At 63.9% G+C, this 13247-nt stretch carries 13 protein-coding genes and 1 pseudogene; 6 read left to right on the forward strand and 8 right to left on the reverse strand.

Features of this window, described 5'->3' with window-relative positions; all coding sequences use genetic code 11:
* Positions 1 to 242: 242 nt before the first annotated feature.
* Positions 243 to 1436 carry a PLP-dependent aminotransferase family protein gene (locus OPV09_RS10595; RefSeq protein ID WP_338681593.1) on the reverse strand — a complete coding sequence of 398 codons (1194 nt, stop codon included), beginning with the start codon at positions 1434 to 1436 and terminating at the stop codon, positions 243 to 245.
* Positions 1437 to 1612: 176 nt separating this feature from the next.
* Entirely contained in the window at positions 1613 to 2524 is a 912-nt protein-coding gene (locus OPV09_RS10600; RefSeq protein WP_338681594.1) for a DMT family transporter, read from the reverse strand.
* A gap of 137 nt (positions 2525 to 2661) precedes the next feature.
* Between OPV09_RS10600 and OPV09_RS10605 the strand changes: the two genes are divergently transcribed.
* From OPV09_RS10605 to OPV09_RS10615, 3 genes are all read left to right on the forward strand, one after another.
* Complete coding sequence (locus tag OPV09_RS10605) at positions 2662 to 4095, forward strand: PLP-dependent aminotransferase family protein (protein ID WP_338681595.1); 1434 nt, start codon at positions 2662 to 2664, stop codon at positions 4093 to 4095.
* An 89-nt stretch (positions 4096 to 4184) separates the two neighbouring features.
* On the forward strand, positions 4185 to 6104 hold the full coding sequence (gene htpG, locus OPV09_RS10610; RefSeq protein WP_046684797.1) for a molecular chaperone HtpG: 1920 nt from the start codon (positions 4185 to 4187) through the stop codon (positions 6102 to 6104).
* 208 nt (positions 6105 to 6312) lie between these two features.
* A complete protein-coding gene (locus OPV09_RS10615; RefSeq protein WP_046684796.1) occupies positions 6313 to 6876 on the forward strand; it encodes a TetR/AcrR family transcriptional regulator in 564 nt (187 codons plus the stop codon).
* Positions 6877 to 6891: 15 nt separating this feature from the next.
* Here the strand turns inward: OPV09_RS10615 and OPV09_RS10620 are convergent, their stop codons facing one another.
* Positions 6892 to 7308, reverse strand: a complete 417-nt coding sequence (locus tag OPV09_RS10620; RefSeq protein ID WP_034758401.1) for a hypothetical protein — start codon at positions 7306 to 7308, stop codon at positions 6892 to 6894.
* Positions 7309 to 7388: 80 nt separating this feature from the next.
* On the opposite strand from OPV09_RS10620, the gene OPV09_RS10625 reads away from it, so the two are divergent.
* Positions 7389 to 8018, forward strand: coding sequence for a TetR/AcrR family transcriptional regulator (locus OPV09_RS10625; protein ID WP_338681597.1), 630 nt, complete (start codon positions 7389 to 7391; stop codon positions 8016 to 8018).
* On the opposite strand, the gene OPV09_RS10630 is transcribed toward OPV09_RS10625, so the two are convergent.
* The 4 genes and pseudogenes from OPV09_RS10630 to OPV09_RS10645 form a co-directional block, all read right to left on the reverse strand.
* Complete coding sequence (locus tag OPV09_RS10630; protein ID WP_338681599.1) at positions 8015 to 8716, reverse strand: DsbA family oxidoreductase; 702 nt, start codon at positions 8714 to 8716, stop codon at positions 8015 to 8017. The genes OPV09_RS10625 and OPV09_RS10630 overlap by 4 nt on opposite strands.
* 61 nt (positions 8717 to 8777) lie before the next feature.
* Positions 8778 to 9110 (reverse strand): carboxymuconolactone decarboxylase family protein, encoded by a 333-nt coding sequence (locus OPV09_RS10635; RefSeq protein WP_331777641.1) that lies wholly within the window; start codon positions 9108 to 9110, stop codon positions 8778 to 8780.
* Between the two features lie 63 nt (positions 9111 to 9173).
* Positions 9174 to 9719, reverse strand: a complete 546-nt coding sequence (locus OPV09_RS10640) for an OsmC family protein (RefSeq protein ID WP_338682270.1) — start codon at positions 9717 to 9719, stop codon at positions 9174 to 9176.
* A 21-nt stretch (positions 9720 to 9740) separates the two neighbouring features.
* A pseudogene (locus OPV09_RS10645) lies at positions 9741 to 10835 on the reverse strand (alkene reductase); the annotation flags it as partial.
* Positions 10836 to 11000: 165 nt separating this feature from the next.
* Between OPV09_RS10645 and OPV09_RS10650 the strand changes: the two are divergent.
* Positions 11001 to 11366 (forward strand): hypothetical protein, encoded by a 366-nt coding sequence (locus OPV09_RS10650; protein ID WP_319992595.1) that lies wholly within the window; start codon positions 11001 to 11003, stop codon positions 11364 to 11366.
* On the opposite strand, the gene OPV09_RS10655 is transcribed toward OPV09_RS10650, so the two are convergent.
* On the reverse strand, positions 11343 to 12074 hold the full coding sequence (locus OPV09_RS10655) for an alpha/beta fold hydrolase (protein ID WP_338681600.1): 732 nt from the start codon (positions 12072 to 12074) through the stop codon (positions 11343 to 11345). The two genes, OPV09_RS10650 and OPV09_RS10655, sit on opposite strands and share 24 nt — an antisense overlap.
* A 134-nt stretch (positions 12075 to 12208) precedes the next feature.
* Between OPV09_RS10655 and OPV09_RS10660 the strand changes: the two genes are divergently transcribed.
* A complete protein-coding gene (locus OPV09_RS10660) occupies positions 12209 to 13246 on the forward strand; it encodes a hypothetical protein (RefSeq protein WP_338681601.1) in 1038 nt (345 codons plus the stop codon).
* The last annotated feature ends 1 nt before the right edge of the window (position 13247 follow it).

The raw sequence follows: 13247 nt of genomic DNA on the forward strand, positions 1-13247 counted from the left end.
TATTCGGTGATGCTGACCGGGTTCAAATCTGATACAGCCGTCAAATCATACCGCCTCGCCATTTTTTTGGGTGAAAAAATCGATGTTACGCGAGCAATGAAAGTATTATTTTTATGATATTTTTAAAAATAAATACACGCAATTGCTATCATGAAAGCGGTTTTTAGGCGGAAAAGACGCGTGCCCCTGGTGCGGGGCAGCGGGGGACACGCCCCGCGGCAAGCGGGGCGTGGAGAGTGCAATTACATTTTTGCGGCGATCAGTTTGCCCAGGATGGCGATGCCCTCGCGGATGCGTTCCGGCGGCACCGTCACGAACGACAGGCGCAGAGTGTGCGTGTCCGGCGTGTTCGCGTAGAACGGCGCGCCCGGCACGAAGGCGACCTTGTTGGCGATGGCTTCATCAAGCAGCTTCATCGCGTCGATGTGTTTCGGCAGGGTGACCCAGATGAACATGCCGCCTTCCGGCTTCGTCCACGTGACGCCGGCCGGGAAGTGCTCTTCCAGCGCCGACAGCATGGCCTGGCACTGGTTGCCATACAGGCTGCGGATGCTGGGGATGTGCCGGTCCAGGAAGCCATCCTTGATCACTTCATGCACGACCATCTGCGTCAGCTGCGACGTGTGCAGGTCGGCCGCCTGCTTGGCCAGTTCCAGACGGCGCACGAGCGGCATCGGCGCCACCACGTAGCCGAGGCGGATGCCGGGCGTGAGCACTTTCGAGAACGAACCCATGTAGATCACGCCGTCCGGATTCATGTTGATCATCTTCGGATACGGCTCGCCGCTGTAGCTGAGGGCGCCGTACGGATCATCCTCGATCAGCGGCAGGCCGTGGTGGGCGCAGGTTTCCACCAGCTCCACGCGGCGCGCCACGGACAGGCTGCGGCCCGTCGGGTTCTGGAAGTTCGGCAGCGCATACAACAGGCGGGCACCATCGGCGACGGGGTTGATCGACGATGGCACCAGGCCTTCGTCATCGGTATCGACGGAAACGAATTCGGGACGGTAGACGGAGAATGCCTGCAGGGCGCCCAGGTAGCTGGGGGTTTCTACCAGCACCTTGCTGCCTTCGTCGATCAGGACCTTGCCCAGCAAGTCCAGCGCCTGCTGCGAGCCGGACGTCATCAGCACCTGTTCCGGCAGGATGGTGCTGCCATTGCCCGACAGCGAGTCGGCGATCCACTGGCGCAGCGGCAGGTAGCCGTCGGTCGGGCCGTATTGCAGGGCCACCTTGCCATTGTTCGACAGGACCTTGTCGAAGGCGATCTTCATTTCTTCCACGGGGAAGGTGGCGGGCGAGGGCAGGCCGCCGGCAAACGAGATGATCTCGGGACGCTGCGTGATCTTCAGGATTTCGCGGATGAACGAGCTTTGCAGCTGTTCCGCGCGTTCGGCAAAGCGCCATTGGATCGGATTCGGATTTTCAATTTTCATACGAGTCTCACAGAAGATGCCGAGCTGCGCCGGCTGGATTTGTTGGCCCGCTTGTGGCGGTGCGTTCGCAAGCGGCGCCGGATAGGCGTCGCCATGGTGCTGCGGTATTGTACGGCTTGCACGCCGCCGTGCCCATGTGCACGCGCAACGGCGTTGCAAATGGGCGTCAAGAAACCTTACTTCAGCTTGCGCCCGATGGCCACCACGGCGATCACGGCGCCGGCAAACAGCAGGCTTTCGCCCGTCAATGGCTCGTTCAGCAGCACGGCGGCGCCCAGCAAGGTGAGGAAGGGCTGCAGCAGCTGCGTCTGTCCCACGCGCGCCACGCCCCCCAGCGCCATGCCCCGGTACCAGAAAAAGAAGCCGATAAACATGGAAAACACGGAGATGTAGGCAAAGCCCAGCCACGCCGCGCCGCTGGCCTGCGCCATCAGCGCGCGCTGGGGCCAGGCGTTCCACAGGACCACGGGCAAGACAAAAGGCACGGCCAGCAGCAGCGCCCAGCAAATCACATGCTGGCCCGGCATGGCTTGCGCCAGGCGTCCGCCTTCCGCATAGCCGAGTGCCGCCAACAGCACGGCGGCAAAGATCAGCCAGTCGGCCACGTGGAAGCTGCCGCCGCCCTGGCGCAGCGCGAACGCCACCACCAGAGCCGTGCCGAGCAGGGCCATCAGCCAGAATCCCGGGGAAGGGCGTTCCTTGCCGCGCAGTACGGCAAACACGGCGGTGGCCAGCGGCAAAATGCCCACCAGCACGGCGCCGTGCGAGGCGGGCAGGCTGCGCATGGCGACCGACGTCAGCCACGGGAAGCCCACCACGCAGCCCAGCGACACCAGGGCCAGCGGCAGCCATTGTTCGCGGCGCGGCAGCGGTGCGCGCTGCTGCCACAGCCACAGGCCGGCCAGGCAGGCGGCCACCAAGGCCCGGCCCAGGGCGACAAAGGTGGGATCGAGTTCGGCCACGGCCAGCCGCGTAAAGGGCAGGGTCAGGCTGAAGAGGGCGACGGCGATCAAGCCCAGCAGCAGGCCCTTGCGGTCGGCGCCGAGGCGCAGGGAATGGCTGGGGGAAGGTGTGGCGTGCGATGGCATGGCTGTCCTGGTGCGGGTGGTGTGGAATAAAGGCGGGCAGATGTGGATGAATGCGCCCGGTACTGCTATCCTAGGGTGCAATAGCAATACAGTACAAATACACTTTCACGCATAATTCCACATACTGTCATGGTCATATGAGCAATACACCCGCCTCTCCGTCCCTGCCCTTGCTGTCGCGCGCCTCGGGCGAAACCCTGATCGACCAGATCGCGCGTTCGCTGGCGGCGCGCATTGATGACAAACTGCTGCGCGGCGGCGCCCGCATGCCGTCGATCCGCCAGTGCGCGGCCAGCCTGGACGTGTCGTGCGCCACGGTGGTGGCCAGCTACGACAAGCTGGTGGCGCGCGGCTACCTGGAATCGCGGCGCGGCGCCGGCTTTTTCGTGCGCGAGCGCTCGCCCCTGAACACGCCGGCGGCGCCCGCTGGCGCGCAGGAAGCAGTGGCGCAGCCGATGGACGTCGTGTGGCTGATCCGTAACATGTTCCGCCAGACGCCAGCCATTCCCGCGCCCGGCATCGGCATGCTGCCCGCCGAGTGGCTCGATGGCGACCTCGTGGCGCGCGCCTTGCGCGACGTCAGCCGCCAGCCCGGCAGTTTGCTGCTGGGCTATGGCATGCCGCAGGGTTTTTTGCCGCTGCGCCAGCAATTGCAGCTGAAGCTGGCGGGGCTGGAAATCGCCTGCCCGCCCGAGCAGATCGTCACCACGGTGGGCGTGATGCAGGCGCTGGATCTGGTGGCGCGCGAGTTTGCCCGCCCTGGCGACACCATCTTCGTCGACGACCCCGCGTACTGGCTGATGTTCGGCGCCTTTGCCGCCATGGGCGTGAATGTCATCGGCATCCCGCGTCTTGGCGACGGTCCCGATATCGCCGTGCTGGCCGAGCTGGCGGCCCTGCACCGTCCCAAGCTGTACGTGATCAACTCGGTGCTGCACAATCCCAGCTCGACGTCGCTGTCGGCAGCCAAGGCGTTCCAGGTGCTGCGCCTGGCAGAACAGCACGATTTCCTCATCGTCGAGGATGACATCTATTGCGACATGCACCCGGGTGGCGCGGTGCAGCCGGCCACGCGTCTGGCCGTGCTGGACCAGCTGCGCCGCGTGATTTATCTGGGCGGCTTTTCCAAGAGCCTGGCGGCGAACCTGCGCGTGGGCTTCATCGCCACATCAAATGAGCGGGCGCAGCGCCTGGCCGACCGCAAGATGCTGGCGACCCTCACCACCAGCGACATCGGCGAAAGGGTCGTGTATAAAATCCTCTCGCAGGGGCTGTACCGCAAGCATGCGGAGCGCCTGCGCGCGCGGCTCGACAAGGTGCGCGAGGGCACGTACCGCAAGGTCGAACAGGCAGGCTTGCGCTTCGATCCCGCGCCGGCCGGCATGTTCGTGTGGGCCGATGCGGGCTGCGACACAAATGTATTGGCCGAAAAGGCGCTGGCCGAGGGGCTGGTGCTGGCGCCGGGCAGCCTGTTCTCGCCGCGCCAGCTGCCGTCGACCCGCATGCGCCTGAACCTGGCCACGGTGCAGGACGAGCGGGTGTGGGCGTTTTTCGCCCGCGCGCTGGGCTAAAACAGCACATTTTCCGGGTGCTCTTGAAATCGCTAGTACCATCCCCAACTCCGTAGAATCCGTCCCATCCACAAGACTATGAGGTAAAAATGGCTGTCTCCGAAAAGCAAACCCTGGGTTTTCAGACCGAAGTGAAGCAAATGCTGCACCTGATGATCCATTCCCTGTACTCGAACAAGGAAATCTTCCTGCGCGAATTGATCTCGAACGCGTCCGACGCGGCCGACAAATTGCGCTTTGAAGCGATCGATAACGACGCCCTATACGGCAACGATCACGAATTGAAGATCAAGGTCAGCTTCGACAAGGATGCGCGCACCATCACCATTTCCGACAACGGCATCGGCATGACCCGCGACGAGGCGATCTCGCACCTGGGTACCATCGCCAAGTCGGGCACCAAGGAATTCTTCGGCAAGCTGTCGGGCGACCAGCAGCAGGACGCGGCCCTGATCGGCCAGTTCGGCGTGGGCTTCTATTCGGGCTTCATCGTCGCCGACAAGATCACCGTCGAAACGCGCCGCGCCGGCGCGGACGCCTCCGAAGGCGTGCGCTGGGAGTCGGCCGGCGAAGGCGATTACAGCATCGAGAACATCGAAAAAACGGGCCGTGGCACGGACATCATCCTGCACCTGCGCGAAGGCGAGGACGAACTGCTGTCGAGCTGGAAGATCAAGTCCATCATCCGCAAATACTCGGACCATATCTCGCTGCCGATCGTGATGCAGAAAGAAGAGTGGGACGACGAGAAAAAAGAAACCGTCCTGAAAGACGAATTCGAAACCGTCAACCAGGCCAGCGCCCTGTGGGCCCGCAACAAGGCCGACATCACGCCGGAACAGTACGACGAATTCTACAAGCACGTGTCGCACGACTTCCAGTCGCCGCTCACGCACACGCACAACCGCGTGGAAGGCCGCAGCGAATACACGCAGCTGCTGTACATCCCGGCCAAGGCACCGTTCGACATGTGGGACCGCAACAAGCGCGGCGGCATCAAGCTGTACGTCAAGCGCGTCTTCATCATGGACGATGCCGAGCAGCTGATGCCGACCTACCTGCGCTTCGTGCGCGGGGTGATCGACTCGGCCGACCTGCCGCTGAACGTGTCGCGTGAAATCCTGCAGGAGTCGCGCGACGTCAAGGTCATCCGCGAAGGCTCGACCAAGCGCGTGCTGGGCATGCTGGAAGAACTGGCGAACGCGGACGAGCAGGACAAGAAGGACAAGTACGCCGTCTTCTGGAAGGAATTCGGCCAGGTGCTGAAAGAAGGCATCGGCGAAGACGCGGCCAACAAGGAACGCCTGGCCAAGCTGCTGCGCTTTGCCTCGACGGCCAACGACAGCGACGAGCAAATCACCTCGTTCGCCGACTACGTGGCGCGCATGAAGGAAGGCCAGGACAAGATCTATTACGTCACGGCCGATAATTACGCGGCAGCGAAAAACAGCCCGCACCTGGAAATCTTCCGCAAGAAGGGCGTCGAAGTGCTGCTGCTGACGGACCGTGTCGATGAATGGATGCTGTCGTTTATCCAGGACTTCGAAGGCAAGGAACTGGTCTCCGTCGCCAAAGGTGGCCTGGACCTGGGCGCGCTGGAAGACGAAGCGGAAAAGAAAGAGCACGAAGAAACGGAAACCTCGTACGCCGACCTGGTGGGCAAGATGAAGACGGTGCTGGCCGACAAGGCCAAGGACGTGCGTGTCACGTTCCGCCTGACCGATTCGCCAGCCTGCCTGGTGGCCGATGAAAACGAATTGTCGGGCAACCTGCTGCGCATGCTCAAAGCGGCGGGCCAGAGCGCGCCGGAATCGAAGCCGATTTTGGAAATCAACCCGAACCACCCGCTGGTGACGCGCCTGAAATACGAAGACGCGGAAGGCGGCAAGTTCGGCGACTGGGCCAACATCCTGTTTGACCAGGCCATGCTGGCCGAAGGCGGCTCGCTGGCCGACCCGGCCAGTTTCGTGAAACGCCTCAACGAATTGCTGCTCAATTCGGCGAAGTAATTCCTTTGCCGTGGTACGTAGGTCGGATTAGCGCAAGCGTAATCCGACACGGCGGCTGATGCATCCAGGCCGGCCCTTTCCTCGTGAAAGGGCCGGCTTTTTTCATGCGCATGCCCCAAGCCCTGGCTGCGGCGACTTCAGGCATAATTGCCCCTTGTTGAATTTAATCCGTCAATGGCCGGCATGGCCGTTGGTGCAGGAGCCTGTCATGTCAGTGAGTACCCGCGACGCCCTTTTGAAAAGCGCAGAGATTCACCTGCGTTCGAAAGGCTACGCCGCTTTCAGTTATGCCGATTTGTCGGAAGAAATCGGCATACGCAAGGCCAGTATCCACCACCATTTCCCCACCAAGGAAAACCTTGGCGTGGCCTTGATCACGCAATATATCGAGGTGTTTACCGAAAAGCTGCAGGCGATCGATGCGGCGCATGCCGATCCGGTCGAACGCCTGCGCGAATTCGGCGGGCTGTTCCTGGCCAGCGCCAACGACCATTTGCTGCCGCTGTGCGGCGCGCTCGCGGCCGAAATGGCGGCGCTGCCCGAATCGCTGCAGGCCCTGGGCAGGCAGCTGATGGCGCAGCAGCTGGACTGGATGGAAAACAATCTCGTGCAGGCGGCGCAGCTGCACGGCTGGACCTTGCGGAAAGCGCCGAAGGATTACGCCTTCATGCTGCTCAGCGCTCTGGAAGGCGCCAGCTTTATCGGCTGGGCCCTGGGGCCGTCGACCGATCCGCTGGCCGCTTTCCATTACATGCTCGACAATCTGGCGTAGCGCGGGCCAGCCCGCTCAGGCAAACAGGGCGGGTTTGGCGATCATGAGCGCGCAGATGGTCAAAAATACGGCTAGCTTTATACATAGCCAGGTTTTCAGCCTGGCGCCCGCCTGCGCGTATCCCTGTTCCATTTCTTCTTCCACCTTGTCCGCCCAAAAATGATCGATGGCTTGCGCGCCGATAAAAAGCGCGAGGGACAGCTGCATCCAGCCCATGTGCAGCCAGGCCCATTCTTGCTGGTACAGCAGCACCAGCCCGCCGGCAAGCAGTATCCAGCCTGCGACGGCGATCTGCTGGTGGAGCTTATGCAAGGTGTCGCGGCCGGCAGGCTCGCATATCAGGTTCAGCAGGCGCGGCGTCAGCATCATCGGCCCGATGAAGGCGATGGCGGCGACAACGTGCAGTATCAGCAGGAATGTGTAGGTGTGCATGGCGTTCTCGTATCGGCAAGGACAGTTGTTTGCGGAACGTTTAGAATAAGTTTTACTACCTACTTCCGCTACTCGCATTCATGGCAAAAACTGCAGCGCGTGCGGAGCCCCGCAAACGGCCGTCCCAGGCCCGATCGGCTGCCACCGTCGCGGCGATGGTGGAGGCGGCTGCTCGCATTATTGAGGTGCGGGGCTGGGCCGCGTTGACGACGAATCACGTTGCCGAGCTGTCCGGCGTCAGTATCGGCTCGCTGTACCAGTACTTCCCGTCGAAAGAGGCGCTGCTGGCCGAACTGGTACGCCGCGAACGCGCGATGCTGCTGCACGACGTGGGGCTAGCCATGGCGCTGGAGGGTGAGCTGCCGCTCGCGATAGAACAGGGTGTGATGGCCGGCCTGGCGCACCAGTTCAGGCGGCCCGCGCTTGCCCTCGCGCTGGAATCGGCGCCGTCGTCGCCATCGTTGCAGCATGAGGACGACGCCTTGCGGCATGCGCTTGCCGGCCAGCTCGCGGGGCTGTTGGCGCGTCATGGCGTCGCCGATCCTGATATGGCCGCCGCTGACGTGATTGCGCTATGCCGCGGCATCATCGACGCCGCGGCGTTGCGGGGAGAAACGGATATGGCGTCGCTTGCGCGGCGTCTGGGACGCGCGGTCCACGGCTACCTGGACACGGCGGGACCTGCCAGCGAAGCCGCCGCCAGCGCTTAGGGAAGGATGCAGCCGTCCAGGCCACACATTTCCCCGGCCGATGCGGCCAGGTTCTCCTGGGACCTGGCATGCATTTTTTCCAGTGCCTGCAGGAATACCTCTTGCGGCTGCGCGCCGGAAATGTGCGTCCCATTGCCAAAGACGAACAGCGGCACGCCGGAAGCGATGCGCGAGGCGCTGCGCTCATCGTCCTGCACCTGCTGGCGCAATTGCGGTGTCGACCACGCGCGCTGCACCGCCTCGGCAGGCACGCCCGCCTGCGCCGCGAGCAGGGCGAGGGAATCGCGGTCGAACAGCGACTTGCCGTGCGAAATGCTCTGCGCATACAGCACTTCGACCAGGCGCTGTTGCAAAGCCGTGTCGCCGGCGGCCTTGACGAGCATGTGCGCGTCCATGGTGTCGCCAAACAGCATGGTGTCGAAGCGGTAGTCCAGGCCTTCGGCCGCTCCATGCGACTGCACCGAATACAGCATGCCCTCGGCGGCCATCGGATCGCGAAACTTTTTCAGCAAGGCTGCCTTGATCGGTTCGGCCCGATGGTTCGGTGCGATGCGGTAAGCGCGCAGCCTGACCTGCACGGCGTCCCTGTGTTCGAAAGCGGCAAGGGCCTTCTCGAAGCGGCGCTTGGCGATCCAGCACCAGGGGCAGACGAAATCGGACCAGATGTCGACGACCAGCGCTTGTGTGTTGTTTTTCATGGTTGCTCCTTGAGTGGCCGGCCCGGCGTGCACGCAAGCCAGGCCGGCTGACGCGGCGGTATCAAGCCTTGTCGAACGCGTCCAGCACGTGGGTGCTGTACACAACGGCGGCGCCCGCATTGAGGTTGATCGCCACGCCGAGCGCCTCGCCAATTTCTTCCACGGTCACGCCCAGCTTCTTGGCGGCGGCAGCGTGGAAGGCGATGCAGCCGTCGCAGCGCGTGGTGACGGCCACTGCCAGCGAGATCAGTTCCCGCGTTTTCGCATCGAGATGGTTGGTCTTGTCGCCAGCGCCGCCCAGTGCGGCGATGCCTTTCATGGTGTCGGGCGTCAGTGCGTTCAGTTGCATCGCACGTGTGTTGATGTCTTGCCGAGCTTGTTTCCAGTCTTCCATGATTTCCTCGCTATGTAGGCGCTTGCGCGCGGGTTGGTGGCTAGATGATTCCCGGGATGGGTATCAGGCCTCGATTATTTCCAGGGTGGGCAGCATGCGGATGGCCTTCGAGAAATTGGCCAGGTTGACCGACGTTTTGGTGACGGCCTGGTGCAGCGTTTCGACGCGCTCGCGCGAGGCATCCGTGCGCAGCCGCACCACGTAGCTGACTTCGTCGTAGCCGGGATTGACGTTCTCGTCCAGGCCGAGGAAGCCGCGCAGGTCCAGCTTGCCGTCCGTTTCGATTTCCAGGCTGTGCACGGTGATGCCCATGGCCGCCGCATTGGCTGCGTAACCGACCGACAGGCAGGCATTGAGGGCGGCCATCAGCAGCTCTTGCGGATTGGGCGCCGTGTTTTGGCCCAGCAATTCATGCGGTTCGTCCGAGGCGATCTCGAAATGGCGCGCATGCTTTTCACCGCCCAGCACATAGTGGCTGACGGTGGCCACGCTGCGCGTCTGGTGTTGCCAGCGGGTCTTGACGTTGAAACGCGCCTCGCCCTTGTCGGGATGCCCTGCCACACCCTGGGCGAATTGCTGTAATGCCGCCACGTTGATGCCATTGAGCATATTGCTGGCAGGCGCCGCACCATAGGCGGGATAGTCGGTATAACCGTGGGACGGGGCGCCGCTGGCGCCGTAATAGGTCGAGCGGTCGCTGTCGGCCAGCGGCCAGTTGTTTTGCATGCGCTCCACCAGATCCGGGTTGGAAATGAACGGCATGCCGAAGGCGATCAGATCGAGGTCGCCTTTTTCCAGCTCGCTGCGCGCCAGTTCCTGCGTGAAGCCGCCCGCGCCGATCAGGGTGCCGTGATAGTCCTGGCGGAATTGCGCGCCAAAGCCGGGTGGCACTTCCGCCGCCGTGATGGTCGGCTGGTAGTTCAGGTGCACATAGGCCAGCTCCCTCGTATCGAGTGCCTGCGCCACGCTGCTCCACACTTGCGCTTCATCGGCATAGGCGCGCATGTCGTACAGGCGGCCGAATGGGGAGATGCGTACGCCGACCTTGCCGCTGCCGATGGCGGCCGACAGGGCGTCTATGGTCTCGAGCAAAAAGCGCTGGCGGTTGGCGATGCTGCCTCCATACTGGTCGGTGCGCGTATTGACGGCGCTGCTGAGGAACTGGTCGAACAGGAAGCCGTTGGCGGCCATGATCTCGATCCCGTTAAAGCCAGCGTCGATAGCGACTTTTGCCGCATGCACGAAGTCGGCGGTGACGCGGGCGATCTCGTCGACGGTCAGTGCGCGCGGCACGCTGGGCAGTACCGGTCCCGCCTTGCCTGGCTCGATCCAGGCGTAGACGGTGGTGTTTTCCGCCGCCACGTCGCTGGGGCCCACGGGCGCCACATTGCTTGGCTGGATAGACACGTGCGACATGCGGCCCACGTGCCACAGCTGGGCGAAGATCTTGCCGCCCTTGGCGTGCACGGCATCGGTGACCTGGCGCCAGCCCTGGCCCTGTATGTCGCTATGGATGCCCGGCGTGTACAGATAGCCGCGGCCTTCATCGGAGACGGGCAAGCCCTCGGTGACGATCAGGCCGGCCGAGGCGCGCTGGGCGTAATACAGCGCGGTGAGCGCATCGGGATTGTTTTCGAGCGTGCGCGTGCGCGTCATCGGCGCCATGACGACGCGGTTGGCCAGGGAAATGCCGGACAGGTCATAGGGGGTGAACAGTTGATGCATGTAATGCCTCGCAAAGGTCGAATGCGCCGTGGCGCGAAAAGATTGCCGGGTGAAATACCGGGTTCGAAATAAGTCTACCATCTAGTAGGTAGGTAAGTCAACCGGTCGCATTGCCGGCAAAATCGCTATGATGCGGCTTTGCACGGGACGATACGGATGATGGCCATGAAGAAGCGCCTGATGGCGGGCCTGGGCGCGCATGCGCTGGGCTGCCTGTTGTTTATTGTGTTGAGCTGGCTGGGATTTTTCCTGTACACGCAGCTGTTCGGCAGCCTGGGCTCGCGCGGCGTGGCCGGCGGCCTGGCCCTGCTGCTCGTGTTTTACGTGTACGCGGGCACGAATCTGCTGCTGGCGCTGCTGCCGCCCGGCTGGTGGAAGCCTGTGCTGTGCGGCTTGTTGGGTGCGGCCGTGCTCGCGTATCTGCTGCCCCAGCATCCGCTGCGGGCGATCTACTTCAGCGTGCTGTCGGGCGGCTTGAGCTGGCTGGCCGTGCTGGCCAGCGCGCGTTTAAGCCGATATTTGCGCGGCTGACAGTCCCGTAATAAAAGCGGCGACGGCGACGGCGGCCGCTTCCGGCGCGGCCTGCAGCAGCATGTGCGGCGCGGCAATATCAATCACTTGCGCGCCCGGCGCCTGCCGCAGTATCTGCACGGCGTTCGCGGGCGGCACCAGGCGGTCGTGGCGGGCGCGCAGATACAGCACGGGCAGGCTGCCGCGCGCGAAGCTGCGCGAGGCGTCCGTTTCCAGTACGGCGCGCAGGCGCTGGCGCAGCGTTGCCGGTGGCACTTGCGCCAGCGCCGTTGCCAGTTCCGCCTGCAGTTGCGGCGTGGAGTAGGGCGCCAGCAGCGCCTGGCGCAGGGCGAAGCCGGGCATGGCGCCAAAGGGCACGAGGCCGAGCAGGTGGCGCAGCGGCGCCAGCACCGGGCGCGGATTGCGCACAAACGAACAGCACAGGACCAGGGCGCGCATGTCAGGCGGCGGATCGGCGCGCAAAGCCGCCCCCAGCGGTCCCGAAAACGATTCGGCCAGCACGACGAAAGGGCGGTCCCGCGGCAAGCGTTCGCGCACGAATGCTTCCAGCGCCGCATAGTCGAGTGGCGCGGCCGGGTAGGCGATGGCCAAGGTATCGATGGCGCTGTGCGCGCGCAAGGCGGCGTCGAAATGGTGGAACAGGCTGGCCGTGCCATCCATGCCGGGCAGGAGGACAAGCAGTGTCGAAGCGGTAGGAGAGATGGTCATTGCAGCCATCATAACAGCCGCGCCGGCGCACGCGCCGTCCGCCAGCCGCACGGCATGGGGGCTGGCGCCATGCTAGAATCGCCGGCGCGCCATGCGTGGCCGCAAGAGCGGCCAAATCCCCGACAGACAGAATCATGCATATCATTTTTTCGAATTACCGCACCCTGGGCGGCGCCTTGCTGGCAGCGGCCTGCATCCTTTCCCAGCCCGCCCGCGCCACGGCGGCGCCCTCGGCGCCGGCCGGGAAAAGCCTGTCGTCCTTGCTGGCCGGCGGTCCCTTGCCGCGCCTGAGCGAAGACCCGCAAGTGCGCGCGGCCCTGTTCGATTTCTTCGGTTACGCGCGCGGCAGCTATACGGAAGACGATGAATTGCTGCTGGCGCAGGCGCTCGAAGCGATCAGCGAAAAGCGCGACGCCACGCGCACCGTGCTGGCCGACGGCCGCCAGTTGCTGGCGTCGATGAATGACCGCAAGCAGGGCCGCGAACGCGGTGCCATGCTGCTCGACAAGCGCGGCGCCGTCATCGCCTTTGGCCTCGTCAACGGGCATTGCCGCCTGGAGGGCCAGCCGCTGGCGAAGGTCTGTAATCCCGATCCGAATGCCGTGCTGACCGTGTTCCACCGCAAGGGCATGCTGGTCGGCGATGCGGCGCCCTTGCTGGCCTGGGCCCGGCAATTGCCGCCCATGCTGGCGCTGATCGCGGGCGACAAGGAAGCGGGCGCCGATGGACAAAAGATCGCCACGGTCGAATATGTGCTGGCGCAACCGGCCCTGCCGGGCTGGAACCGCGCCCAGCTGCCGCCCGCGTATCCGCCGGCGCTGCTGCCGCTGCTGCTCGATAAATCCACGGTGCTGACGTCGGCCGGCGCGGGCGTGTTTGCCTATCCGCTCACCTTGAAGGGCAAGAAACAGAACAATGTGCTCGACCATGCGGAAGGCCGCCCGCCGCGCGACCTGGAAGTGGCGCTGCGCAGCTATGCCAGTTTCGACACGGTGGTCGAGCGCTATCGCCAGCTGGCCAAGGGCGCCCGGCTGCAGCGCAATGAGCGCACGGCCTACCTCGATGGCAACATGGGGCAGGGCAGCTACCGCGTCTATATCCGCAACACGGGCGCCGATGGCGTCATGATCGACGTGGCTTTATGGCAGCGCAAGCTGGCCGCCAGCCGCTGAT

It is taken from the genome of Janthinobacterium sp. TB1-E2 (assembly GCF_036885605.1).
In the GTDB taxonomy this organism is placed as follows: domain Bacteria; phylum Pseudomonadota; class Gammaproteobacteria; order Burkholderiales; family Burkholderiaceae_D; genus Janthinobacterium; species Janthinobacterium aestuarii.